This is a genomic window from Bacteriovorax sp. BAL6_X (assembly GCF_000443995.1).
In the GTDB taxonomy this organism is placed as follows: Bacteria; Bdellovibrionota; Bacteriovoracia; order Bacteriovoracales; family Bacteriovoracaceae; genus Halobacteriovorax_A.
In genome coordinates, this window is the sequence record NZ_AUMC01000003.1 from 666,984 (window position 1) to 689,741 (window position 22,758).

Sequence of the window (22,758 nt, forward strand, 5' to 3'; positions counted from 1 at the left end):
ATCGTTGGAGGAAAGAAGATGAAATTATTAATTATCGGTTTTTGTATTTTACTTTCAATTCTTGCATTCGCTAGAGAGATTGATACCGATAAGAGTTTTCTAAAATGGCACGCAAGTAAAGTTGGTGGCCAACACTGGGGCCATGTCAAATTCTTAAAAGGAACAATTGAACACGATGATAAGGGTGAGCCTGTGAAAGGAAAATTCACTGTTCAGATGAATACTATTGATGTTCGTGATCTTGAAGGAGAGTGGAAGGATAAGTTACAAAACCATCTTCGTCAAAGTGACTTCTTTGAAATCGAAAAGTATCCAACAGCGACGATGGTAACGAAATCAATTACAAAAATTGCAAAAAATAAATATAAGGTTGTAGCAGACTTTAAGATAAAGCAAGTAACACGTCCTCTAACTTTTACTATGAATTACGATGGCAAGAATGCCACAGGAAAAGTTAGCTTCGATCGAACAAAATTTGGTATCAAGTATCGTTCAACTTTATTGGGCACTGTGGCAGATAAGGTTATTCACGACAAAGTTGATTTAGAATTTAATGTTCAATAAGCTGAAATAACATATTGAACTTGAACACATAGCGCAAGACTAAGTAATAGATGCACGTAAGTTTATTCTATGTTAAGTTTTGCGTATGAAAGCCGGAAAAATCGAAATCGCATTCTTTGAAAAAGATAAGTACTTATTCCCGATAAATCGTCGTAGCAAGAATCCTATTGTTGACTACAAGAATGAGCTAATTAAGAAGTCTATTGCGAAAGAATTAAATCTTAAGGTTAAAACAATCGATCTCAAAGACTATAAGAAGCCTAATTAGAATAGCCTTTTATCTTGGGGTACTTCAATAGTAACAAGATTACCACTTCGCCAAGGATCATCAAAAACAAGTTTAGATGCGATAAGGGCAAGACCTGTATCGTTCACATTTCCTTTTCCATAACGAGGATCACCCATTACTGGAAAACCTAGCTCTGTGAATTGAATTCTAATCTGGTGCTTACGCCCCGTGATTAGGTTGACTTCGACAAGGGCCGTCTTTTCAAGATACTTCTTAACTTCGTATTCTAAAATTGCGTTCTTCCCATCGATTACACTTTCAAGACGCTTGGCCTTCTCTGGCTTTCCTTTTACTTCTGCTTGATATGTTTTTTGAATTTTATGGTTTTTTATCTGTTGCGAAAAAGCACGTGCCGCTTTCTTAGTATAAGCAATCATCATAACACCGGCCGTTTCTTTATCAAGGCGGTGGATGAGAAATGGTTCACGTCCAGTGCGTTTGTGAATTTCTCTTATGATTGTGTATTCATCACCATACTTCGTACCTTGGCACAAAAGACCTGCTGGTTTGTAGTAAACTCCATAGTGGTGAGTTTCATGAAGACACTCAACAGTGCTCATGTCAAATTCTGCAATATTTGGATCAACGTAGAGCTTGATAGTTTGACCGCGCTTGATTTCATATTTGGCCTTTCTAATTCGCTCTGGCTTAGCGGACTTTGTCCAACAAGCACCTTGTTTCATAAGATTTTTGATTTTAATCTTTGATAGCTCTATTCCTGCTTTTGCACACTTTTCTGCAAGTAGGTCTGCTGCCGTTGTATCTGAATAGGCCTTTGCCGTTACACTAAATTTTTTCATAAGTTACTATCCATTAAAATAAGGACAACCGCTGCATCCACTTTGGCAACAGTCATTAATATCGGCTTCTTCATCAACTCTTAAGTTTGGTGAAACAAGTGATAGGGTGTAAGTCTTTACGCCGCGAACATTTCCAATTAGAGTGAAAAGTTCAGGACTTTGAATTGGTGTCTCCATTGTTCCTAAATTTAGAGATAGGGCCAAATGGTGAGCTATCGAGCGAGAATCACATAGAATATTGAACTGTGCCTCATTATTTAGAGTCACAAGGTATTTCTCTGCATATGATTCAATGATATATTCTTTCATAAATAATCCAAATCAACTAAGGTAGCGCCATGTTTTATGATTTCCCGATAAAATATCACGAACCTGTTTTTCGTCCTCCTTCTGAAGGGCGTTCTCTCCTTATACAACAAACCATTGGTTGCTCCAATAATAAATGTACATATTGCAATATGTATCGTTCTAAGACTTATAAAGAGAGAAACAGCGTTGAGGTTATCGAGGATATCAAGAAAGCGGCCGCTTATTATCGCCGCTTTGAAATGCGTCCCTCTAAAGTATTTTTATGTGATGGAGACGCGCTTGGTGCTCCAACCGAAGACCTTTATAGGAGTCTTTTGGCGATTCGTGAGGAGTTTGGAGATATTCGCGTGGGAGTCTACGCAACAGCTCAGAATATGCTAGATAAAACAGCAGAAGAGCTTCGCTACCTAAAAGAGGCAGGTCTTGGGATCGCATATCTTGGAATGGAATCAGGTTGTGACAAAGTTCTTCATATGACTGTTAAGGGAAATAGCGCCCAAGATATGATTGATGGCTCCAGAAGAGTGATGGATGCGGGGATGAAATTATCCATTATCGCCATGCTTGGACTAGGTGGTAAGAAGCATACTGAAACTCATGTAAGAGAGACGGCCCGAGTTCTATCTGAAATCTCACCGGATTATTTGTCATTTCTTACGACAATGGCGATTGAAGGGACTCCGTATTACCGAATGGTACAGCGTGGTCTTGAAATGCTGACTACGAAAGAGATTCTAGGGGAGATGCACGATATTTTATCTGGTGTTCAAACTTCTCGAGAAATTTTACTTAGGATTAATCACGTTTCGAATATGTACCCAATTGGAGGGAGCCTTCCTCAGGATCAGGCCACGATAATTCAACAGGTTAAGCAGTGGTTTGATGAAGCTCCTGAAGGAACATATCCACCAAAACCTTCACATATGTAGGAATTCGCAGTATAAATTGGCCATGACTCAACAACAATATAATATTGCATTTATCATTTTATCAGTTTTAGTATTTATCCTTTCAATGGGAGTGGGCTTCTTCTATATCAAGCTTAAGCAAGAGACGAAAAAGCGTATCGCGGAACATGACAAGATGGAAGCAAGGGAAAAAGAAAGACAGGCCTTTGTTCGCGACAGCCTTATCACAATTGCACGTGCTTTTGTCCAAAAACAATGTGAAGCAAGTGAGGCTTGTATTCGCTTAAGAATGCTTATTGATCGTGTAGACTTTGTTGAGAATGAAGAATACCCAATTATCTTTTCGATGTATGAGGAAATTAAGCACTTCCCAACTCATCAGGCCCGTAAAGAGTTATCAAAGCAAGAGCGCTTCTCGCAAGATAAGGAGCGATTTGCAATTGAAGATAAACACATGGATAATTTAACTATTGAATGCAATAAGCTAATAACAAATCTAATGGTTAATTAATGCAATACTATGTCCACAATCTTAATCCAATTGCTATCGACTTTTTGGGGATCAAGATTGCGTGGTATTGGCTGGCCTACTTCTTTGGCTATTTCTGGACACTCTATTTAGGAAAATATCTCATTAAAAGAGAAGAGCTAAGTGTCTCTTTTCTCCATTATTTAAATTACCTTTTTACTGGCTTCTTTGTCATGCTTGCCGGTGGAAAACTCTTTTATATCTTCTTCTATAACTTTAATTACTATGCTGCGGATTTAAAGCGCGTTCTGTATTTTTGGCAGGGTGGAATGAGCTTTCACGGTGCCCTTATTGGAGGCGCTCTTTGGACTTATTATTATGCTAGAAAACATGATCTTAAGTTCTTTGTCTTAACGGATATTATTCTTACAAGTGTTGGGCCAGCTATCATGTTTGGCCGCATTGCTAATTTTATAAATGGTGAGCTCGCTGGAAGAGTTTCTGATGTGCCTTGGGCCGTTATCTTTCCAAAATTATATGATTCTAATCCTCGCCATCCTTCACAGCTCTATGAAGCCGTTTTAGAAGGATTCGTTTTATTTCTTATTTTATTTACTTTGAAAAAGAATTTAAAAAGACCAGGTTTAAACTCTGGCCTTTTTCTTATCATTTATGGAATTGGTCGCTTCATTGTTGAATTCTTTCGAACTCCTGATCCTCAAATTGGGCTTTTCTTTAACCTCTTTTCCGTGGGGCAATTCTACTGTTTTGCGATGATACTCATTGGGCTGGCCATTATTTTTTTGCCTTCTCGTTTATCGCATTCTCGTACTGCTTAAGTAATTCTGGATCAACTTCTGTTGGTGTAATCTTACGAAAACTCTTGCGAGCATTAATCATATTCTCACACTTATGTACGGCACCGTCTCCTTCAACTGGAACGTTTTTACGCCCATCTTTCATCCAAGTAATTTCTTTTCCACAATAACGACATGATGCCATGAGTAACTCCCTGATTTTAAAGCAATTTAGAGTGTCAATTTTAGTGGTTTTGGGTTATTCTAACAACTATAAAAATAAACTGGAGTGCATAGTGTTAGATATCAAATTTATCAGAGAAAATGTTGATTTAATGAAGGATGTAATTGCGAACAAGCGAATTGGTCTTGATCTTGATGAGCTTCTTTCAATTGACTCTAAACTCTCTGAGTTAAAGACGAAACAACAGGATTTACAAGAGAAGAGGAATGCTCACTCGAAATTAATCCCAAAAGCATCTAACGAAGATAGACCAAAGCTTATTGCTGAAGGTAAAGAAATTGCCAACGAGCTTAAGGAAATGAATCCAGAAATTAGTGAACTTGAAGAAAAATTTAAGGCACTTATGTATGTTGTCCCAATGGTACCGTCTAAAGATGCACCAGTTGGAAAAGACGATAGTGAAAACGTTGTCAGTCGTGTTGAAGGTGAGAAACCAAATTTCTCATTTACGCCAAGACACCACGTTGAAATTTTAGAAATGAATGAATGGGCGGAGTTTAAGAATATCGCAAAAGTTTGTGGCTCACGCTCTTATTCTCTTAGAAATGATATGGTTCTTTTAGAGATGGCCATGCACCGTCTCGCTCTTGATATGCTAACGGAAAAAGGTTTCACATTAGTTTCATCGCCATCGATGGCAAGAGAGGATGCTCTTTATGGTACAGGTCACTTCCCAACAGGAAGAGAGGATGCTTACTATATTCCAGAGCATGATATCTATCTTTCAGGAACGGCAGAGGTTCAATTAAATAGTCTTCACGGCGGTGAGATCATTAATGAATCTGACCTTCCAATTCTATACGCAGGTTTCTCTCCATGTTTTAGAGGTGAAGCAGGAAGTTACGGTAAGGATGTAAAAGGCCTTATTCGAGTTCACCAATTTCAAAAAACAGAACAATTTGTTATTTGTAAAGGTGATGAAGCAGAGTCTGAAAAATGGCACAAGTCACTTCTAGAGGCTGCTGAAGAATTCTGTAAGGCGCTTGAACTTCCATATCAAATTCTTGAAGTATGTACAGGAGATATGGGTGCTGGAAAGTTTAGAATGTACGATATTGAGTGTTGGGTTCCAAGTGAAGAGAAGTATCGTGAAACTCACTCATGTTCAGCACTTCACGACTGGCAAGCTAGAAGAACAAATACTCGCTACAGAGACGCAGATGGAAATGTTAAGCACGTTTTCACTTTAAATAACACGATGGTTGCAACTCCAAGAATTCTTGTTCCTTTCATTGAGAATCATCAGCAAGAAGATGGCTCAATTTATGTTCCTGAGAAATTAAGATCATATATGGGTGGAAAAGAAGTTCTTAAAGGACGTAATCGCCAGTAGGCGATTTTAACAGGGAAGAATTAGGCTTATAGTCTGAACTCCCTGTTCACTACGTGATAACTTGAGCTCACATCCATGTGTCTTTGTCATGGATTGGGCCAAGCCTATCATCTGGGTATTCGTACTAAGCATCTCTCCTTTAAGGATCTTAACTCCTCGAGATCTCGCCTCAAGAATTAATAAACTTAGTAATTCCTTACCAACCCCAATACCTTGGTATTTATCAATGATAGTGATGGCAAACTCTGCAGTATTTGGGTTGTCCCGATGAATATCAAATCTCGCAACACCCATTGGTTGAGTTGGCCCCGCGGCCGTTGCAACACCGATTGCGTAGTGAAATCTCTTATCATATTCAGTAAGATTAATTAGTTCTTTTGCTGTTAAGCCTTTCTTTGCACCAAAGAAGCGGTGATAAATAGACTTTCGCTCCATTTCATGGATGCCCTTAAGAAGCAGCTTTTTATCGAGAGGGCCGACTTCACGAATCTGTGCTTTATGGCCTGCAAAATCGTAAATATGGTCTAGAGCTAGAGCTTCCACACCGAAATAGTATCACAGCTTTATTTGAGAGTATGATTTTTTTGACACAGCCTCCACTAAATGCGTAAAATTATAGGTAAAGTACTTATGGAGGAGACTTAATAATGGATAATTTCTACCCACTTAAAAAAGTGGCCGATATATATGGTGACCCAAATTTAAAATTTGAAATTCAAGACCTTGAATCTGCAGGACAAATTCCTGCTTCTCGTAAGTACAGAAGTGGTGCAATCTTTAGAAAAGGTTGGCCCGTAAATTTACTTCCAAAAATTGGCGAACAAGTTGGGTATTTCAAGAAATTTGAGAAATCGACTTCTGTTTGTGTTTTTACAACTAAAGGTGGAGTTCTTAAGTCTACTCTTGCTCTTAATCTCGCTCGTACAGCTGCTCTTCATGGACAGCGAGTGTGTGTGGTAGGGCTTGATATTCAAGGAGATGTGACGACATCACTAGGTTACGATACTGAGTCTGATGACAGTGGAAATCTTGATGAGCTAATTCAAAAATTAGATCAAACGAAGGGACTATGTGACTACTTCTCTGGTGAGGCAACTCTTGATGAAGTGATCGTTCAACTAGGAATGCCTAATTTATTTATTATTCCGGAAACACCTGAGCTTGTTGCGCTTAATGACTCATTAAATAATATTAACCGCCGTGAGTTTTGGCTAAAAGAAAGGGTGATCGATCCTCTTAAAGAACACTTTGATCTTGTGATTATGGATTGTTCTCCAAACTGGAATAAGCTAACAACTAATGCCTTAGTGGCAAGCGATGCGCTTATCTCACCGCTAGAGTGCAAGATTAATAATTTTAGAAACTTTAGAGTATTCTCTCATTTCTTAAAAGAATTTAAGGATGAAATGAGATTAGACTTTGAGTCAATCTTTGTTCCTACAAAATATTCAACGAATAAGAAATTAAGCAATGATATCTTAAATTGGTACTATCAAAATGTTACAGGTTGTACGACTGTTGGAATTAAAGAATCAGTAAGTGCTGAAGAGGCAATGGCCCTTAATCTTTCAATTGCAGAGCATGCTGCAGGAAAGCCTATTGCAAAGGACACTGTCGAGTTATTCAAACAAATTCATCAGGCCATCTCAAATTATCATGTAAGAAAGTCTGAACAAAATCAACTTCCAGGTCACCAGGCGCGAGTTTTCGGCGGACTTGGGCAAGCGAATTTTGGAAACTTAAGTAATAGGTTTTAATTATGGCCATTGGTTTAAATGACTTAGCAGCTAAGAAGCAGACTAAAAAAGTTGAAGCTCACCCTGCTGTTGTTGCTATTGAAAATACTGATATTGTGACGACCGAAGAAGTCATGGAAAAGCAACAAAGGCCTTGGGAAGGAAAGCTACAGGCCCAAAAAAGTTCTGTGGCAAGTCTGGCCGTTAAAAGGGCCAGAGAGATTTCCGCTAAGAACGAGCTTCATGCAAAAGAGCTTAGAAAGAATTTTACTAGTGCACAGAAAGAATTAGAAGTTAATCAATATATTGAAAATCGTGAAAAAGAGTTCATGGACTTAGATTCATCGAAGCAAATGCTTAAGACAAAGAATCGTATAAGAACACAGCGCTCTTTGTTTAAGAGATTAAGAGATTCAATCTTTAGGTCTTAATTTCTTATCAATATTAAAGTTATGAAATTCTTTCTCATTAAAGCAATGAAGAATTTTAGGGGAGTACTTCTCGATTACTTCTTTCGACTTCGCTCCTCTAAAAAGCTCATTGAAAGCATTTGAGCATACTTGCTTTGTAAATTTATGTTTGATCCCACTACATTGCTTAATGAAATCACAAGAATAAGGGTAGCCTCGATAACATTTCATTGATTCAATATCACATGCATTTTCATCTACTGTCTTTGTGTTGCAGGAAGTGAGTAGAAAAATAAGAACTGCTAAGCTAGACAATATTTTCATCGATTAATATATCCTTAAACTTGTTAATGACATCATGTTCGTAATGATCAAGTTGATTCATTGTTAAATCAGTTAGAGCATCTCTCACATTCATCTTATGGACGGTGACCATTTTATCGTAAGTATTTACTAGTGAGATAATCATTATAGGTAGGCTTAACTCTTTTAAACGATTTGGGCCTGAACCACCTATGACCTCTTCATGATTGACGATGAGTTCGAGAACTTCCTTTGTTACCCATGGCTTATCTTTAAGAGCGCTGACAGCATCTTTAACGTGTAGGCCATAAACTCTTTGCTCATCTTCACTCAACTCTTCTTTCGTCCTTTTAAAAAGCTCTTGATCTTGGCTATTTAAACGTGTGATTCCAACATCGTGGAGTAGGCTTGCCGTTGCAATATTTGAGATCTCGCTGTCGTTACAACCTGCTCTTATAGCAAGTCTCGTGGCAAGTGTTGCAACATTCATTGAGTGTTCTATTATTAAGTTTGTATCGACAGTTTTTTTGTTAAAGAATTGTTTTAAGGCATCTGGCCCTGAAGAGAGAACTTTTTTTAACTGAGCAGCAGCAAGTTCTGTCATTTGATAATTCTCTTCTTTGTCCGGGGCTTCCATTGATTGTTCGATGGCCGTTTTACAAGCTCCATCTACGACTTTAACCTTATCTTCAAGAGATATGTCTATATTCTGAAGTTTTGAATCAAGAAGGTCTTTAATGTATTGCTGATACTTTTTTACATCTGCTTCGAGAATATAGAACTTAGCAACTTGTTGCTTATTGAGCTTTTCAAGTTTTTCATGTGAGATAGCACTGCCTGCCTCTTGATACTTAAGATAGGTCTCTTTAAAGTAAATATATAAATCAAACGTTATGATGCTTTCAGCTTCAATTGTTGTGATTCTTAGCGGGTAGTAATTCATAAATCCTAATTCATTAAAACTAATAATAAAGTCTATTAATTTAATTCTATTGTGAATTTAGAATTTACACAACTATAGAGACTTAGCACTATTTGTGTTCATTGAGAGGAATATAAAGTGCCACAAGAGTTCCAACGGGTTTTCGCTCAATTGTGAACTTTATCTTAAGTAATTCGCAATAAGAGCGAATAATAAAATAGCCAAAACCGGAACCTTTTTCTCCTAAGGTACCAAAACTAATGCCCGTATCGGTCTTCTTATAGATTTGATCTAACTTCTTTTTAGTAATTCCAATACCATTGTCATACACTTCGAGTTTAAGTGTTTGATCCACTTGTGTGCACGAGATTTTAATAAGTCCGCTATTGGGAGTAAATTTTATTGAGTTTGAGATGATATTACCTAGTATCTGGTGAGTTAGGATTGGAAGGTTAGAGTATACCTGTAGGTCTTCAGGGGTCTCTGGGATTTCAATTTTTATTTTCTTTCTTTCACACTGAGGAGTGAAGATAGTGACAATATTATCAAGTAAGGTTTTTACCTTCATATATTCAAGTTGGGGTTCATTATTGATTAACTCTTGTTCGGCCTTAACATTATCTAAGATATCTTTGATATGCATGCAGGCCGAGTAAACCTTAGGCCATGCCCTCGTTTCTTCAACATAACCTCGACGAAGATAACGACTTGAATAACCGACAATAACAAAGAGAGAATTTGCAATATCATGCGAGAGAACTCTTAGGAGGCGAATATACTTTTGCTGATCTAGGTTTTTTATGAAGTTAATTTCGTTCTCTTTATGAAGTCTATTGATCTTTAGGCTAAGGGCAATTGATAAGGTGAATGACTCCACCATATTTCCTAGGAGGATTGAGTTTTGTGTAAATTCATTGTCTGTAAAGTGGCCGTAGATTGTCGCAAAATAGGCGAAGATACCAAAGTTCATTATAAGCCATGAAAGTAGATAAACTTTTGATTCAATCGTGGGTTGCTTTACGTTCGTATAGATTGAAATATAAATGATAAAGACAACTAGTGATAAGATATAAATATCGACGAGAGGCCCAATAATAAAATTATACGATTCAAAGAATGGGATGAGAATTGTGATTATGAGGACCATTGATATGACTGCAGAAGCCTTTTCTAGTCTCTTTATGGCCGGCCTCTCAAAGAAGTTGATACTCAAAAGCTTCTTTGTAAACTTATAGAGGTAATTACACGAGATTATTGCAAAAGTACCTAGGTAATTCATATGGTTATCTAAAGAAAGAATACTTTGTGTGAATCCAGATATAGACAGAACAGTATTAATCATAAAGAAGATAAAGACTGAGTATACGATATAGATCGACTCTCTATTAATAAGGCCGAGAATTAGATTATAAATGAGTAGGGTACACATAAAGCCAAGATAAATAGATAGGCTTATGATTTTGGTCTGTTCTTCTTTTTGAATATACTCAGTGTCTGCTAGTAATACTTTTGTATCAAACTTGTTTAGACTACGAGTTTTGATAACTATTGTTTGTTGCTCTCCCGGAGCTAGCTCTATCCTTAGTGACTTGTGCAGAGTTGTATTCGCATTTATTTTCTTAAGAGGAAACTTCGAGAGCTTTTGAGATTCTAAATTTTTAAGGAAGACTTCATTTAATTTAAAAGTATGGGAATTGAAATAAAGCTCTTTGTGAACAGGCCGGTCTAATGTATTTCTAATGTTAAAACGAAGATAAATATATTTATTTGTATAATTAATATTTACAACAGTGTTACCGTTAACTTTGAAACCATCTGGTGTGTAGTTCTTCTCATTCGTAAGTTTGTATTCGACAAAATTTGAGATATTTTGATTTTGATCTTTGAAAGTCTCATTATTAATCTGTACAATTGTCTGCGTTGCGATAATTTCTTTTGCTGGAATGAAAAGAAATAGTAATAATAAGAGTCGAAAAATAAAATTAATCACTAAGAGAGTATAGTTTTAATTAAACAAATTTTAAATAACAATTGTGTAGATAGATGAAAAAAAATCTGAATTTCTATTTTGACTTCACGTCTCCTTATTCATACCTCAGTATGATGCAGCTAGACGCAGGCCTTCTGGCCGAAAAGTATGAGATTAATTATTGCCCAGTGATGGTGGGGAGGCTTTTTGCCTTAAATGAAATGAGTGCGCCTGCTCAAGTAAAGAATAAGGCCTTGTACTTATTTAAAGAGGCCTTGAGGGCAGCTGAGTACTTGGGGGTAAGACTAACTTCTCCAAAAATGCTACCATTTAACTCTTTACCTTACTTAAGAATGGCCCTAGGTCTTAAGAATGATAAGTTGAAGCAAGCAGCATTTATTCTTGAGACATTTCATTATGGTTGGAAGTATGGCCACGATTTTAATGATTATAATCAGTTTAAAGAGTATATTACGAAAAAATGTTTGACAGCAGAGGAGTACGATTCTTTAGATAGTGATCGAAACTTAAAGAAAGAATTAAAGCTTGAGATTAATCGAGCTTTTGATAAAGGTATCTTTGGTGTTCCAACATTTGAAGTTGACGATGATTTTTATTGGGGTAATCACAATATTGACTTTCTCGCAAAAAATAAATTTTTAGACTATAATGAACACGAAGAATTTATTAACTTTAAAAAATTCTTCGAGGAAGCAAAATGAAATTGAAATTAAAATTAAAACTACTTTTTATTCTACTGATTGGTCTTAGTGTACATGCAAACACTAAGGTTATGATGAAAACTAACTATGGTGATATCACAATTAAACTCTATGATAAAAAGGCACCAGAGACAGTAAAAAACTTTTTAAGCTATGTTAACTCTGGTTTCTATAATGGAACAATTTTTCACCGTGTTATTGATGGATTCATGATTCAAGGTGGGGGATACGATACAAGCCTTAAAAAGAAGAAAACAGAAAAGCCAATTAAAAACGAAGCGACTAATGGCCTAAGTAATGTTCTTGGAACAATTGCGATGGCAAGAACTTCTGTTATTAATTCAGCAACGTCACAATTCTTTGTAAACGTAAAAGATAATACTTTTCTGGATCATTTAGGGCCAACACCATCTCAATACGGTTACGCTGTATTTGGAAAAGTTATTAGCGGTATGGCCGTTGTAAACCGAATCAAAAAATCAAAGACTGGAAGAAACGGCCCATTTCAAAACCTTCCGGTTTCAAATATTGAAATTAAGAAGGTTTACGTCCTTCCTTAATTTTAAAACCGCTCAAAAGGCTCAAGTATATATAACTCATAAATAGCAAATTCTTCGTAGGGAAGAATTTGCTATTTTAGTTAAGATATAATCTGTGTATGGGCTCATTAAAGATAAGTAGCAAAACAAATAATAAATCAACTAGCAAATCGAATTTAAATTATTCTAAATTTAATCAAATTAATGGTAAACATCCACTCCAAGAGAGTTGCCAAGATTCCTTTATTACTTACCAGGTTAGAAAGAGGGATGGGGGAAGTGTTGCTTACTTTAACTTTGAGTTAGCAAAGGAGATGGGCCTAATCGCTAAGGAACATCAAAATACCCTTACTAAAGAGCTTGCTCAAAAAATTCTCGATACATTTTCTATCGTGATCATAAATGAATATGATATTGAAAACGGTGTAGAATATCCAAAAGATGAAATCTTACCGAATCGTTATATGGCAACACGCTATCTTCAGCTACAACACCCGAATAAGCAAGGAAAGACCTCAGGTGATGGACGCTCAATATGGAATGGAACAGTCAAACACAATGGCCTTACTTGGGATATTTCAAGTCAGGGCACAGGGGCAACGAAACTTTCTCCTGCAACTCATATCCAAAATAAGTTCTTTAAAACCGGAGACCCGTCAATTTCATACGGTTGTGGCTACTCAGAGTTTGATGAAGGGCTTGCAACTCTTATGTTTTCAGAGGTTATGCAAAAGAATAATTATGAGACTGAGAGGTGTCTTGCCATTATTAAATTTAAAGATAATATCTCAATCAACGTTAGGGCCAATAGTAACTTAATTAGGCCTTCACATATGTTCAATCATCTAAAGCAGGCCAATTATGACGCTTTAAAAGATATTGTGAATTATTATATTGATCGCCAGAAAATGAATAATGAATGGCAGAAGGTACCTAAAACAACTAAGGCGAGATACCGCTACTTCTTAAAGAAGCAAGTTGAGGTCTTTGCAAAGCTTGCTGCCAATTTTGAAGATGACTATATCTTTTGTTGGCTGGATTGGGATGGAGATAATATCCTTATGAATGGGGGAATTATCGACTATGGTTCAATTAGGCAGTTTGGGCTCTACCACCATGAATATCGCTTTGACGATGTTCAACGCTATTCCACAACAATTAAAGAACAAAAGGATAAGGCCAAGTATATTGTTCAGACCTTTGTGCAGATTGTGGATTTTTTAGAAACGAAAGAAAAGAAACCTATTGCTGAATTTGCAGCAAGTGAGTATCTTGAACAATTTGATGAAATTTTTGAGACTCAAAAGAAATATAATCTAATTTCAAAAATAGGGATTTCTCCGAAATATCATGATTGGTTAATTCAAAAAAAATCTCAAGAAATTGAAGAGCTACAAAGATCCTTCTATTATTTCGAAAAAGCGAAATCAAGCTTCGGCCTCTACGAAGTTAGTGATGGAATTTGTTGGGATGCAATTTTTAGTATGCGCGATATTCTTCGAGAGTATCCTCAAATGATATTGAGTCGAGGAGAGTGGATTACTCGTGAGGAGTTTATTAATATCGCTAAGTCTAGTTATGCAAGTAAGGCCGATTTAGAGATCAATTCATATCGTGCGAATAAAATCGATACTTTTCAAGATTCTTATATTAAGTTGCTTCACTTGGTCTCAAAGAAATCAAAGAAGAGATTTGATGATGTACTATTAGAAGTTGTTATGCGCTCTTCAATTATTAATAAATATGAAAGAGTAACAGGGGATAGTATTGCACGAATTGTTGAATCAATGATGAAGAAGTATAAGAAATTTGATCCGCAAACGATTTTCAATGTGGTTCATGACTTTAGGGAGCATCAAACATTCGACCCTGATAATATCAGTCCGAAGAGTGAGCGAGTTGCGAATGAGAAGAAGCATCTAAAACCTATCGTAAAAGAGCTTTTAAAAATTGTAAGAGATTACAGAGAAGGCATCTAGCAAATGAAAATTGGACTATATGGTGGCGGCGACTTTAGTGATAATGTCGAAATCGACGAGCATATACTTGAGTTATGTAATAGCGATTCACCGAGCATAACTTATATACCTGCAGGATCTTATGAATCTGAATTAGAATTCATTGACTTAATAATGGCCTATAAGAAAATAGGCTTTAAAAGGTTTATTCATTTTCCTGTTGATCATGAATTTGATCGAACTCTAAAAGAAGAGGCCCTTCAAAGTGATGTAATACATCTTGGTGGAGGCAATACCTTTTACTTTTTAAAGCATCTCAAAGAAAGTGGAATGTTTGAAGAGCTGATTGATTATGTAGGGCGGGGAGGAGTTCTAACAGGACTTTCTGCTGGCGCAATTATTACAACTCCTAATATATTAACGGCATCTTTCCCACCTTGGGATCGTGATGATAATGAAGATAATGTAACTGATTTTGAGGCCATGAATATTGTCGACTTTGAATTCTTCCCACATTATCGAAAATCTAAGCGATATGACGATGAATTAAAGAGACATTCAATTTTATCTCTCTATCCAATATATGCATGTCCAGATGGAAGTGGACTCGTGGTTACAGATGAAGAAATTGTTGTTCACGGAGAGTGCTATATTTTTGAAAATGGTCAGAAGTTTAAATTATAACTTTCTTTTACTAGGTCTTGTAAGTAAGAAAACAATAACCCCAACTCCAATTAGAGAAACGATCACTTTAATGGTTGGATTAACTTCAACATAAATGAGAGTGTAGGAAAAGAGTGCCACGATCATTGAGATGGCCATTATCTTCGATTTTACACTAACAACTCCATACTTATTCCAATCTGTGATTATTTGCCCAAATACCTTATGGTCAAGGAGCCACTGGTAGTACTTCTCATTACTTTGAGAAAAGAAGTATGCACTTAGTAGGAGAAAAGGAGTAGTCGGTATAAGAGGAAGAAAAATACCAATAAAGGCAAGAATCACAAATGCAATTCCAAAGCTTAGGTAAATGGCCTTTTTACTCTTATTTATCATTAAAAAGTCTTTATTGGTGAATGAGCCTTCTTCTTCGCTTTAATACAAAATCTTACCGGAGCAGGGTAGCCTTCAACTGTTTTAGTATTATCTTTTGGGTCCAGAAAATCTTGAAGGGATTGATGTGGAGGCGGACACCACTTTGTTTGTCTCTGCTCTTCAAAGTTAGTCGTTGAAACAGAAACAACTTCCATATCAACAAAGCCTGTACGATTTATCCAATTCTTTAGACAGTTAAGAGTTGGTAGAAACCATACATTTCTCATCTTTGAATAACGATCTTCAGGGAAGAGGCAAATCGTTTCTTCACCCGGAATACCGATTGTTTCCATAATCATCTCTCCTCCAGGGACAAGAGATTCTCTAATTGAGATTAACTGCTCAAGTGGATGGCGGTGATGATATAGAACACCCATTGAGAACACTACATCAAAGAATGATCTAAAATTTGGAAGGTCTTCAATTCCAAATAATTCAAATTTTAAATTATCGTATTTTTTAAAATGATTGATAAACTCAAACTGCGCCTGATTGTGTAGGACTGGGTCAATTCCAAGTACTAACTTTGGATCTTGTTTGGCCATCTCAAACATATAGTATCCGTTATTGCAGCCTACATCTAAGACAACCTTATCCTTTAAGTTTGGTAGAGATTCTTTTAATCTTTGCCACTTCTTATCTGAGCGCCATTCTGCATCGATATCGAGTTCGCCAACTTGAAAAGGACCCTTACGCCAAGGAATAAGTTTTGTTGCTGTTTCTAGAGTTTCATTTGAATCTTCTTTAAGAGAAGGGATGATATCAAATATCTCTTTATATTCTTTTTGGTACTTTGTACGAAACATTTGTACCTTATCGGCTTTAAGCTTTCTTAAAGATTCAATATCAACTCGATTACCAAATTTTTCTAAGTATTCTAAATTATCCATTCTCTTCCTATTTGATACATAGGTAACAAGCAAAATTATACCATCTGAAAATCATTTCTGATTTCTTAAACCCAGCTTCTTCAAGCATTCTAAGTTGTTGTTGAGGAGTAAGTGGCCTTAGAACATTTTCAAGGGCCTCTCGCTTTTGGGCAATTTCCATCTCACTATAGCCATTTCTACGTTTAAAATCGTAATAAAGGTCAATGAGTAGGTTATCAATTTGCTCGTCTTGGCAGATGATTTTTTCAGCTAAGATAAAGCACCCATTATCATTAAGGCCATTGTAGATATTTTTGAGAACATCTAAGCGTTCTTCGACAGGTAGAAATTGAAGAGTATAATTCATAATGGCCATACCTGCGTTTTCAATCTCTACATCAGTAATCGACTCTTCTAGTAACTTTACATTTTCCTGTAGTCCGTGGGATCTAAGTTTCTGTCCCGCTTTTTCAAGCATCGGTCTTGAAGTATCAATCCCAACAAACTGTGGTAGCTCCTTATCATTTTGGCGAAAGTAGTCGGCCATTAAAAGCATTGTTGTTCCTGTTGAACAACCAAAGTCATAGACCGTTCCTGTTTCATAAAAGCGTCTTGTTAGGTCGATGATAATTTTATGAATTTCATGATAATTAGGAATACTACGTGAGACCATGTCATCAAATACTGAGGCCACATCTTGATTGAATTCAAAATCTGAGATTTTTTCAATTTTCTTTGCAAAAACTTGGTCTTTACCAGAGTTTAAAAATTTATTTTCCATGAGCCGAAACTAGAATATCTTTTCGATATTGTCCAATCGACTATAAAAAATACTCCGTATTTTCTCTTTAATTTCAGTAGTTTACTGATACGCGTGATTTTTTTCTTTGAATAAGTAATTTTTATTGGTATGTAAACAAAATATATATTGAAATAACAGTGCAGGTTCTATGAATAACGAATTGGATAGAGGGGAAGCTTTTAACGAAACACTAAGAGTTTTATCCCATGATTACTCGGGGCATATGCATTTGATTCGATTCTGTATTGATGAGTTAATGCAAGATCAGGATCAAGATAACCCTTTTGTGAAAAAGTTAAACCAAGGTCTTGAACGCTTTGAAAATGATTTAAACCTTCTTAAGCAGTCGACGCCTTATTTTTTAGATGAAGAAATTCCATTAAGTAAAATTGTCGCAAGGGCCTTCGGCCAAGCACGTATCTACTTAAAGAAACACTTTGCCGATCTTACATGGACTATTGAGAATGACTCAACTGTAAAAGGGTCACAGGCCAATGATTTATGTGAACTACTGTTCTCTTTTGCCCACTTATTTTCGACTCTCGCAAAAAAAGAAGGCCGAGAGACATTTCATATCACCCTAGAAATTAAAGACGAGTTAAGAAAATTAATTTTTATTAAGTCAGAATTAAACAAATACTTAAGACAAGAGTTAGATTCCATCTTAAACTTAGGTGACGAAAACGAAAAATCATTAAGAAGATACATCGGCATTCATAACTTTCTAGCGAAGGGAAAGGATTACGAAATTCTTGATGGGGACAACAATTTATCGGTGAGGTTTGAATTATGACAATGGCAACAGACAAGGAAATTTGGATTTTAGAGGATGATGAGGGATGTCGTTTTGTTTACGAACAAACACTCGTTCACCGCTACAACAATTTAAGATTCTTTACTTCAATAGAAGAGTTTCAAAAATCTCTTTCTAATACAGAAAAGAATCCTGCTCTAATAATTGCGGATCTTATGCTTGATGATGGTAATTTTATGACATACCTAAATCACTCTAAAGATCGACGCCTAATGGTAATCCCATTTATTATTGTTTCAAGTATTGATGATATCGATGCTCTGAGATTTTGTTTTATGGAAGGTGCTCTAGATTACTTAACGAAACCTTTTAAGAAAAACGAATTAATCGTTAAGATCGAGAATGTATTTAATGGTAGCCCAAGAAGAATGGTACAGCCAATTGCCCACAAATCGATGCTTCTAGATGGTAAAGAAGTTGAACACTTAACAAGTAAGCAAAAACAACTTCTAGGACTATTTATTAATTCTCCACATCGCATTGTAAGTCGCGATGACATCTTAGATAATGTTTGGGGCGATACAACTGTTCACCCAAAAACTGTAGATGTTCACTTATATAATCTAAGAAGAAAACTTCATGACTATGGTTATATCATTCGTTCAGAAGGTGGTGGTAAGTGGTCATTAATTCCTGATACCTATGAAAAAACTGCAAGTACAGATGAATCAAATGTTTCATCTAGTGGTAAAGATAGTGAAAACTCAGTATCAGAAAACTCATTGTAATTTTTAATTTTTATAAATCGCCTCTACTTCTAATAGAGGCGATTTTATATTTAGAAGAAGTTGATTTAAAGCAATTATAGTCAATATGATTGAGAAGAGACGCCAAGTGAATAAGCCGAATAGTAGCTTCAGCAAGGAGTTATTAAATTCGAATATCCATTATTGTCACATCGATTTTGATGGGGTGTGTATCTATGTCAATGATCTTTATCTTGGTTATGGCCTAAGTATTGGAACAAATATTTTTAAATATACTCCTGACGACAAAATGGAGTTCTTCCTTAGTCAAGTTGAAAAAGCAAAGAAAGGAGAAGCCTGCCACTTTTTTTCTGAATGTATAAATTTACTAGGGGAGAGAGATCTGTGGGAAGTATGGCTTCAACCTGGCTATTCAGCGACTGGAAGTGAAGCTTCTTATATCGAAGTTTATAGCAGAAATACAAATGCTGGCCCGGAAAACTTTATTTCTACTTTATTTAAAAACTTCTATACCGCAACTGATGATGACTTATTTATTTTAAATAATCAGCTTGTTATTTTAGATATTAATAAGGTGACAAAACAGGCCCTTGTGGGATCAAAGTTTTCAGAAGTTATTTTTGATGATGAAGAATATCTTTTCTTTTTGAATACATTTGAGCAAGCAAAACGACTTGATGGTGTAGCACTTAAGGTCACTCATCCTATTAATCGAAAGCGTCGTTCAAAAAAACGCTTTTGTCGCATCAGTGTAACCTATATTGTTATTCAAGGTGTTGGACGCTATATGGTTCAGATTCGTGATGTTCATCAAGAACATACCAATCGCGTCACCTTGAAAATGCAAGAAAAGCAAATTGAAGAATTTGAAAGATGGCGATCTCTTGGACAAATGTCTGCTGGTATCGCTCACGAAATAAATAATCCATTATGTATTATTCGCATTCAGGCCGAACAACTAAAAGATCGTTATGCAGGTAAGATCAAGGATTCTGACCCTGGCTATTTAAAGAAATTAGAAAGTATTATTAAGCAAGTTGATCGCATTGAAAATATTGCAAATAGTTTGAAAATTTATTCTCGCTCATCAAATTCAATTTCAAAAGAAGTTCATAATCTTGATAATTTAATTCAAGACTCTTTAGGGCTCTTTCAGGCCCAAACTGGGCGTGAAATTTATATCGATTTTAAAAATCCATATCGTGGAGTAGAGATTGCTTGCAAGAAGAATGAATTCTATCAAGTCGTTTTAAGTCTTCTTACAAATTCATATCAGGCAGTTCATAAATTTGATAGTCTGGAAAAATGTTGGATTAAAATTTGGGTAGAGGAAACAATGCTTGATCACTACACTATTTTTATTCAAGATGGTGGTGATGGAATTAAGGACAAAGACGTTAAGGATATTTTTACGCCTTTCTTTACAACAAAAGATGTAGGAGAGGGAACTGGGCTTGGATTAAGTATTTCGAAAAAGTTAGCGCTTGAAAATAATATGATTCTTGATTTTGAAAAAGAATTTGAATATACAACGTTTTCAATATCACTAGGCCAAAACGTAGTAAGGCCTAGCGATTCTTAAAAACAAATTAGCTATTTAGAATTTCTTGTAATTGTCCTGATTGGAACATTTCAGTGATAATATCGTTACCACCAACTAGCTCTCCCTTGAAGTAAAGTTGTGGGTAAGTTGGCCAGTTAGAGTAAGCTTTTAATCCTTCTCTGATATCCATATCTTCTAAAATATTGAATGTCTTATATGGTTTACCTACTGAGTTTAACATTGCAATTGTGTTTGCAGAGAAACCACACATTGGCATATCAGGTGTTCCTTTCATGAATAAGAAGAGGTCAGCTGATTTAATTAGTGTTTCGATTTGAATATTAAGTTCTTGTGACTTATCAGCACCAGAAACAGCTTCCCCTTGATTAATTGGAGTTGATTCTTTACCAAGAATGTTGAATGGATTATCGCTCATATTGATTCCTTTATTTCCTGAGTTTCAATTTCTTCTATCTTACCTAATAATGGAGGTTTTGGAAATAGCTTAGGGTAAGTGTCGAAAATTAAAGACGTTGATTCAACCAGTTACGTAGTTGAATTACTTCATCGATATCAATTTCATGCTCCATTTCATAGGCATGGAATTGTGCATTAGCTCCTAGGCCCACCAAATGCTCAATTCCTGCTCTTGTTTGATTAATATCAATAACGGGATCAAGACTTCCATGAGCACAGAATATATCTGTTTTCTTTAGACAATTTGAAAGCTCTTGAGGGCGCCTTTCCGGGTAGATTCTTGGTGACATAAGTACTATCCCTCCAAGCTTATGTTGAAGAAGGTAGGCCGTCTCAAGACTAATACAACCACCTTGTGAGAATCCTCCAATAAAGATATCGCTATAATCAATATGCTCATTATTGGCCACGATCTCATCAATGATCTTTGTTAAAATTCTGACACTATTTTCTATTCCTGGAACAGGATTACTAGGTGGAATATCGTACCAACTATGGCCAAAGTAATACTTCTTTGGGGCATTAAGCAGTAGGTAGCTAAGGCCTGTGACATTAATTTCCTGAGTGAATACTTTGTAGGATTCTAAGCTATCTCCTAGGCCGTGCAGGATAATCATGACCTTTTGTGAACTGGTTGGAGTGATATCGCTTGCGGGTATATAGAAAGAGTCGAGTAACTGTGTTTTTAAGTCGGTTTTCATAAGGAAAAAATATGTGATTGTGTGTTTTTATTCAAGTTTTATCTAAATTTTTTTTATGAACGGTCGATATAATACTATCTATTGAATCCACGGAACACAGGAGGAAAATGTGTCAACAACTAGTATTTTAAAAGTTGAAACAAGAAAACCGGGAAGATCAACAACTCAAATGAGAAAAAACGGATATATTCCAGGAACTATTTACGGAAAAGGTTTTGCAGGAGCTCAATTCATGGTTCCAAAGCATGGTCTTTCAAAGTTTCTACATACTTCAGGAAAAGTATTTGAAGTAGAGTTCGAAGGTAAGAAACACCTTGTAACTCTAGCAGATGTACAAAGAGGACACCTAGGTACGGATTTTGTTCATTGCTCATTCCACAAAGTATCAGCAAAAGAGAAAGTTGTTATTTCTCTTCCAATTCACTTTGTTGGTGAAGCAGTTGGAACAAAAGCTGGTGGTCTAGTTAACTTCAATATGCATGAAGTTGAAGTAGAAGGTCTACCTAAAGATATGCCAGAATCACTAGAATTCGATATCACTGGTCTTGAGCTTGATGGACACTGGTCACTAGAGCACTTTACTCTACCAACTGGTCTAACTTGGGCACATGAGCCAACTTCATCAGTTGTTTCTTGCCACCTACCAAAAGTAGTTGTTGAGCCAGAAGTTGAAGAAACTGAAATGGTTGTTGAAACTCACGCTGACGCTGAAGCGGCAGAAAAGAAAGAAGAAGCAGCTTCATAATTTTTTTCAAAATGATTATTCAATAATGAGGGAGGCCGTATGGTCTCCCTTTTTTTTTAGCAAATGATCTTTTGCTTATTTAATCCAGAAGTCTTCGTGATAATTAAATTTCGTTAGCTCTTTCACTTTCTGAAGGTAGATGTGAATTTGTGGAGGGAATTGGTACTCTGGAAAGATATACATTCCCCACAAATGAGAAGCTAGAAGAATATCTAAGATCGTAAATTTATCACTTTCGTAAAAAGGTAGAAGCTTTGGTGGAAGTTGAGAAAGTGTTTGATCAAGGCCATATAAGTACTCTGCCTTATTCTGTACTAGTAAATGAAATGGGCCACGCTTGGCCGATTTCTTTTTGATAAAGTACTCTCTTGCTTCAGGAGTAAACTCTTTTGACCACGCCCAGTAAGGCATACATAGGTTATGAACATCTTTTCCGAGTTGATCAAGATAGTCGCTGAGGAGCTTGTAGCTTTCACTATCAAGCTTTGAAAGATTTAGGTCTTTATCACTGTGACTTGCAAGGGCCTTAATTATATCAAGGGACTCGTTCATGACTTCGCCATCAATTTCCATTATTGGCAACATCTTTGTTCCAGTAAGCTCGACAGGTATCTGCTCATCGTTGTAATCTAGTACAACTGATTCATATTTGATTCCAAAAAAACCAAGTGCCATGCGAACTCTTACACAGAATGGACAATGGATATAGTGATAAAGTTTCATATAGATT

29 protein-coding genes are annotated in these 22,758 nt (G+C 36.1%); 16 read left to right on the forward strand and 13 right to left on the reverse strand.

The genetic code is table 11. The features are described 5' to 3' along the window. Positions 1-18: 18 nt before the first annotated feature. Both M902_RS03300 and M902_RS03305 read left to right on the forward strand, forming a co-directional pair. Positions 19-564: a YceI family protein gene (locus M902_RS03300; protein ID WP_021266319.1), complete on the forward strand. Its 546-nt coding sequence runs from the start codon at positions 19-21 to the stop codon at positions 562-564. 85 nt (positions 565-649) lie between these two features. Next, complete coding sequence (locus M902_RS03305; RefSeq protein ID WP_040313820.1) at positions 650-832, forward strand: hypothetical protein; 183 nt, start codon at positions 650-652, stop codon at positions 830-832. On the opposite strand, the gene M902_RS03310 is transcribed toward M902_RS03305, so the two are convergent. Beyond that, on the reverse strand, positions 829-1,653 hold the full coding sequence (locus M902_RS03310; RefSeq protein WP_021266078.1) for an RluA family pseudouridine synthase: 825 nt from the start codon (positions 1,651-1,653) through the stop codon (positions 829-831). The two genes, M902_RS03305 and M902_RS03310, sit on opposite strands and share 4 nt — an antisense overlap. Positions 1,654-1,659: 6 nt before the next feature. Then, complete coding sequence (locus tag M902_RS03315; RefSeq protein ID WP_021266297.1) at positions 1,660-1,962, reverse strand: hypothetical protein; 303 nt, start codon at positions 1,960-1,962, stop codon at positions 1,660-1,662. Positions 1,963-1,991: 29 nt separating this feature from the next. On the opposite strand from M902_RS03315, the gene M902_RS03320 reads away from it, so the two are divergent. From M902_RS03320 to lgt, 3 genes are read left to right on the forward strand one after another with little or no spacing between them, the layout of a single operon-like run. Further along, entirely contained in the window at positions 1,992-2,891 is a 900-nt protein-coding gene (locus M902_RS03320; protein ID WP_021266180.1) for a radical SAM protein, read from the forward strand. Positions 2,892-2,913: 22 nt separating this feature from the next. Further along, entirely contained in the window at positions 2,914-3,381 is a 468-nt protein-coding gene (locus M902_RS03325; RefSeq protein WP_040313822.1) for a DUF2489 domain-containing protein, read from the forward strand. Next, positions 3,381-4,178 carry a prolipoprotein diacylglyceryl transferase gene (gene lgt, locus M902_RS03330; RefSeq protein ID WP_021266225.1) on the forward strand — a complete coding sequence of 266 codons (798 nt, stop codon included), beginning with the start codon at positions 3,381-3,383 and terminating at the stop codon, positions 4,176-4,178. Before M902_RS03325 ends, lgt begins: the two co-directional genes overlap by 1 nt. Here the strand turns inward: lgt and M902_RS03335 are convergent. Continuing rightward, positions 4,135-4,341, reverse strand: a complete 207-nt coding sequence (locus M902_RS03335) for a hypothetical protein (RefSeq protein ID WP_021266340.1) — start codon at positions 4,339-4,341, stop codon at positions 4,135-4,137. The two genes, lgt and M902_RS03335, sit on opposite strands and share 44 nt — an antisense overlap. Before the next feature lie 91 nt (positions 4,342-4,432). Here M902_RS03335 and serS point away from each other — a divergent pair, with 91 nt between their 5' ends. Beyond that, complete coding sequence (gene serS, locus M902_RS03340; RefSeq protein WP_021266488.1) at positions 4,433-5,713, forward strand: serine--tRNA ligase; 1,281 nt, start codon at positions 4,433-4,435, stop codon at positions 5,711-5,713. Between the two features lie 6 nt (positions 5,714-5,719). Here serS and M902_RS03345 read toward each other — a convergent pair whose 3' ends face one another. Further along, positions 5,720-6,256 (reverse strand): GNAT family N-acetyltransferase, encoded by a 537-nt coding sequence (locus M902_RS03345; RefSeq protein ID WP_021266371.1) that lies wholly within the window; start codon positions 6,254-6,256, stop codon positions 5,720-5,722. A 104-nt stretch (positions 6,257-6,360) separates the two neighbouring features. Between M902_RS03345 and M902_RS03350 the strand changes: the two genes are divergently transcribed. Both M902_RS03350 and M902_RS03355 read left to right on the forward strand, forming a co-directional pair. Further along, positions 6,361-7,470, forward strand: a complete 1,110-nt coding sequence (locus tag M902_RS03350; RefSeq protein ID WP_021265826.1) for a ParA family protein — start codon at positions 6,361-6,363, stop codon at positions 7,468-7,470. A gap of 2 nt (positions 7,471-7,472) precedes the next feature. Then, positions 7,473-7,880 carry a hypothetical protein gene (locus tag M902_RS03355; protein ID WP_021265962.1) on the forward strand — a complete coding sequence of 136 codons (408 nt, stop codon included), beginning with the start codon at positions 7,473-7,475 and terminating at the stop codon, positions 7,878-7,880. Here the strand turns inward: M902_RS03355 and M902_RS03360 are convergent. The 3 genes from M902_RS03360 to M902_RS03370 form a co-directional block, all read right to left on the reverse strand. Next, positions 7,863-8,183, reverse strand: coding sequence for a hypothetical protein (locus M902_RS03360; RefSeq protein ID WP_021266444.1), 321 nt, complete (start codon positions 8,181-8,183; stop codon positions 7,863-7,865). The two genes, M902_RS03355 and M902_RS03360, sit on opposite strands and share 18 nt — an antisense overlap. Continuing rightward, positions 8,167-9,105 carry an HD-GYP domain-containing protein gene (locus M902_RS03365; RefSeq protein ID WP_021266077.1) on the reverse strand — a complete coding sequence of 313 codons (939 nt, stop codon included), beginning with the start codon at positions 9,103-9,105 and terminating at the stop codon, positions 8,167-8,169. Before M902_RS03365 ends, M902_RS03360 begins: the two co-directional genes overlap by 17 nt. An 88-nt stretch (positions 9,106-9,193) precedes the next feature. Further along, positions 9,194-11,074 (reverse strand): sensor histidine kinase, encoded by a 1,881-nt coding sequence (locus M902_RS03370; RefSeq protein WP_021266452.1) that lies wholly within the window; start codon positions 11,072-11,074, stop codon positions 9,194-9,196. A gap of 53 nt (positions 11,075-11,127) precedes the next feature. Here M902_RS03370 and M902_RS03375 point away from each other — a divergent pair, with 53 nt between their 5' ends. From M902_RS03375 to M902_RS15690, 4 genes are all read left to right on the forward strand, one after another. Next, positions 11,128-11,775 (forward strand): 2-hydroxychromene-2-carboxylate isomerase, encoded by a 648-nt coding sequence (locus M902_RS03375; RefSeq protein WP_021266242.1) that lies wholly within the window; start codon positions 11,128-11,130, stop codon positions 11,773-11,775. Further along, complete coding sequence (locus M902_RS03380) at positions 11,772-12,335, forward strand: peptidylprolyl isomerase (protein ID WP_021266367.1); 564 nt, start codon at positions 11,772-11,774, stop codon at positions 12,333-12,335. The genes M902_RS03375 and M902_RS03380 overlap by 4 nt, the downstream gene beginning before the upstream one ends. 98 nt (positions 12,336-12,433) lie before the next feature. After that, positions 12,434-14,293 (forward strand): hypothetical protein, encoded by a 1,860-nt coding sequence (locus M902_RS03385; RefSeq protein ID WP_021266406.1) that lies wholly within the window; start codon positions 12,434-12,436, stop codon positions 14,291-14,293. Between the two features lie 3 nt (positions 14,294-14,296). Next, positions 14,297-14,956: a Type 1 glutamine amidotransferase-like domain-containing protein gene (locus tag M902_RS15690; RefSeq protein ID WP_021265883.1), complete on the forward strand. Its 660-nt coding sequence runs from the start codon at positions 14,297-14,299 to the stop codon at positions 14,954-14,956. On the opposite strand, the gene M902_RS03395 is transcribed toward M902_RS15690, so the two are convergent. The 3 genes from M902_RS03395 to cmoA are packed head-to-tail and all read right to left on the reverse strand — an operon-like array spanning position 14,951 to position 17,020. Continuing rightward, complete coding sequence (locus M902_RS03395) at positions 14,951-15,331, reverse strand: YbaN family protein (RefSeq protein WP_021265761.1); 381 nt, start codon at positions 15,329-15,331, stop codon at positions 14,951-14,953. The genes M902_RS15690 and M902_RS03395 overlap by 6 nt on opposite strands. Next, a complete protein-coding gene (cmoB, locus tag M902_RS03400; protein ID WP_021265961.1) occupies positions 15,331-16,260 on the reverse strand; it encodes a tRNA 5-methoxyuridine(34)/uridine 5-oxyacetic acid(34) synthase CmoB in 930 nt (309 codons plus the stop codon). The genes M902_RS03395 and cmoB overlap by 1 nt, the downstream gene beginning before the upstream one ends. Before the next feature lie 7 nt (positions 16,261-16,267). Beyond that, positions 16,268-17,020 (reverse strand): carboxy-S-adenosyl-L-methionine synthase CmoA, encoded by a 753-nt coding sequence (gene cmoA, locus M902_RS03405; protein WP_021265954.1) that lies wholly within the window; start codon positions 17,018-17,020, stop codon positions 16,268-16,270. Between the two features lie 169 nt (positions 17,021-17,189). Between cmoA and M902_RS03410 the strand changes: the two genes are divergently transcribed. The 3 genes from M902_RS03410 (at position 17,190) to M902_RS03420 (ending at position 20,144) form a co-directional block, all read left to right on the forward strand. Beyond that, the gene (locus M902_RS03410; protein WP_021265887.1) at positions 17,190-17,834 is read left to right on the forward strand and encodes a hypothetical protein; all 645 of its coding nucleotides are present in this window, start codon (positions 17,190-17,192) and stop codon (positions 17,832-17,834) included. Then, on the forward strand, positions 17,831-18,583 hold the full coding sequence (locus M902_RS03415) for a response regulator transcription factor (protein ID WP_021265752.1): 753 nt from the start codon (positions 17,831-17,833) through the stop codon (positions 18,581-18,583). The genes M902_RS03410 and M902_RS03415 overlap by 4 nt, the downstream gene beginning before the upstream one ends. 106 nt (positions 18,584-18,689) lie before the next feature. Beyond that, complete coding sequence (locus M902_RS03420) at positions 18,690-20,144, forward strand: nitrogen regulation protein NR(II) (RefSeq protein ID WP_198011852.1); 1,455 nt, start codon at positions 18,690-18,692, stop codon at positions 20,142-20,144. A gap of 7 nt (positions 20,145-20,151) precedes the next feature. Here M902_RS03420 and grxD read toward each other — a convergent pair whose 3' ends face one another. After that, positions 20,152-20,541 carry a Grx4 family monothiol glutaredoxin gene (grxD, locus tag M902_RS03425; protein WP_021266492.1) on the reverse strand — a complete coding sequence of 130 codons (390 nt, stop codon included), beginning with the start codon at positions 20,539-20,541 and terminating at the stop codon, positions 20,152-20,154. Positions 20,542-20,629: 88 nt separating this feature from the next. Then, positions 20,630-21,283: an alpha/beta hydrolase gene (locus M902_RS03430; protein ID WP_021265909.1), complete on the reverse strand. Its 654-nt coding sequence runs from the start codon at positions 21,281-21,283 to the stop codon at positions 20,630-20,632. Between the two features lie 109 nt (positions 21,284-21,392). Between M902_RS03430 and M902_RS03435 the strand changes: the two genes are divergently transcribed. Beyond that, positions 21,393-22,028, forward strand: coding sequence for a 50S ribosomal protein L25 (locus M902_RS03435; protein ID WP_021265766.1), 636 nt, complete (start codon positions 21,393-21,395; stop codon positions 22,026-22,028). 75 nt (positions 22,029-22,103) lie between these two features. Here the strand turns inward: M902_RS03435 and grxB are convergent, their stop codons facing one another. After that, positions 22,104-22,751 (reverse strand): glutaredoxin 2, encoded by a 648-nt coding sequence (grxB, locus tag M902_RS15695; RefSeq protein WP_021266138.1) that lies wholly within the window; start codon positions 22,749-22,751, stop codon positions 22,104-22,106. Positions 22,752-22,758: the final 7 nt, after the last annotated feature.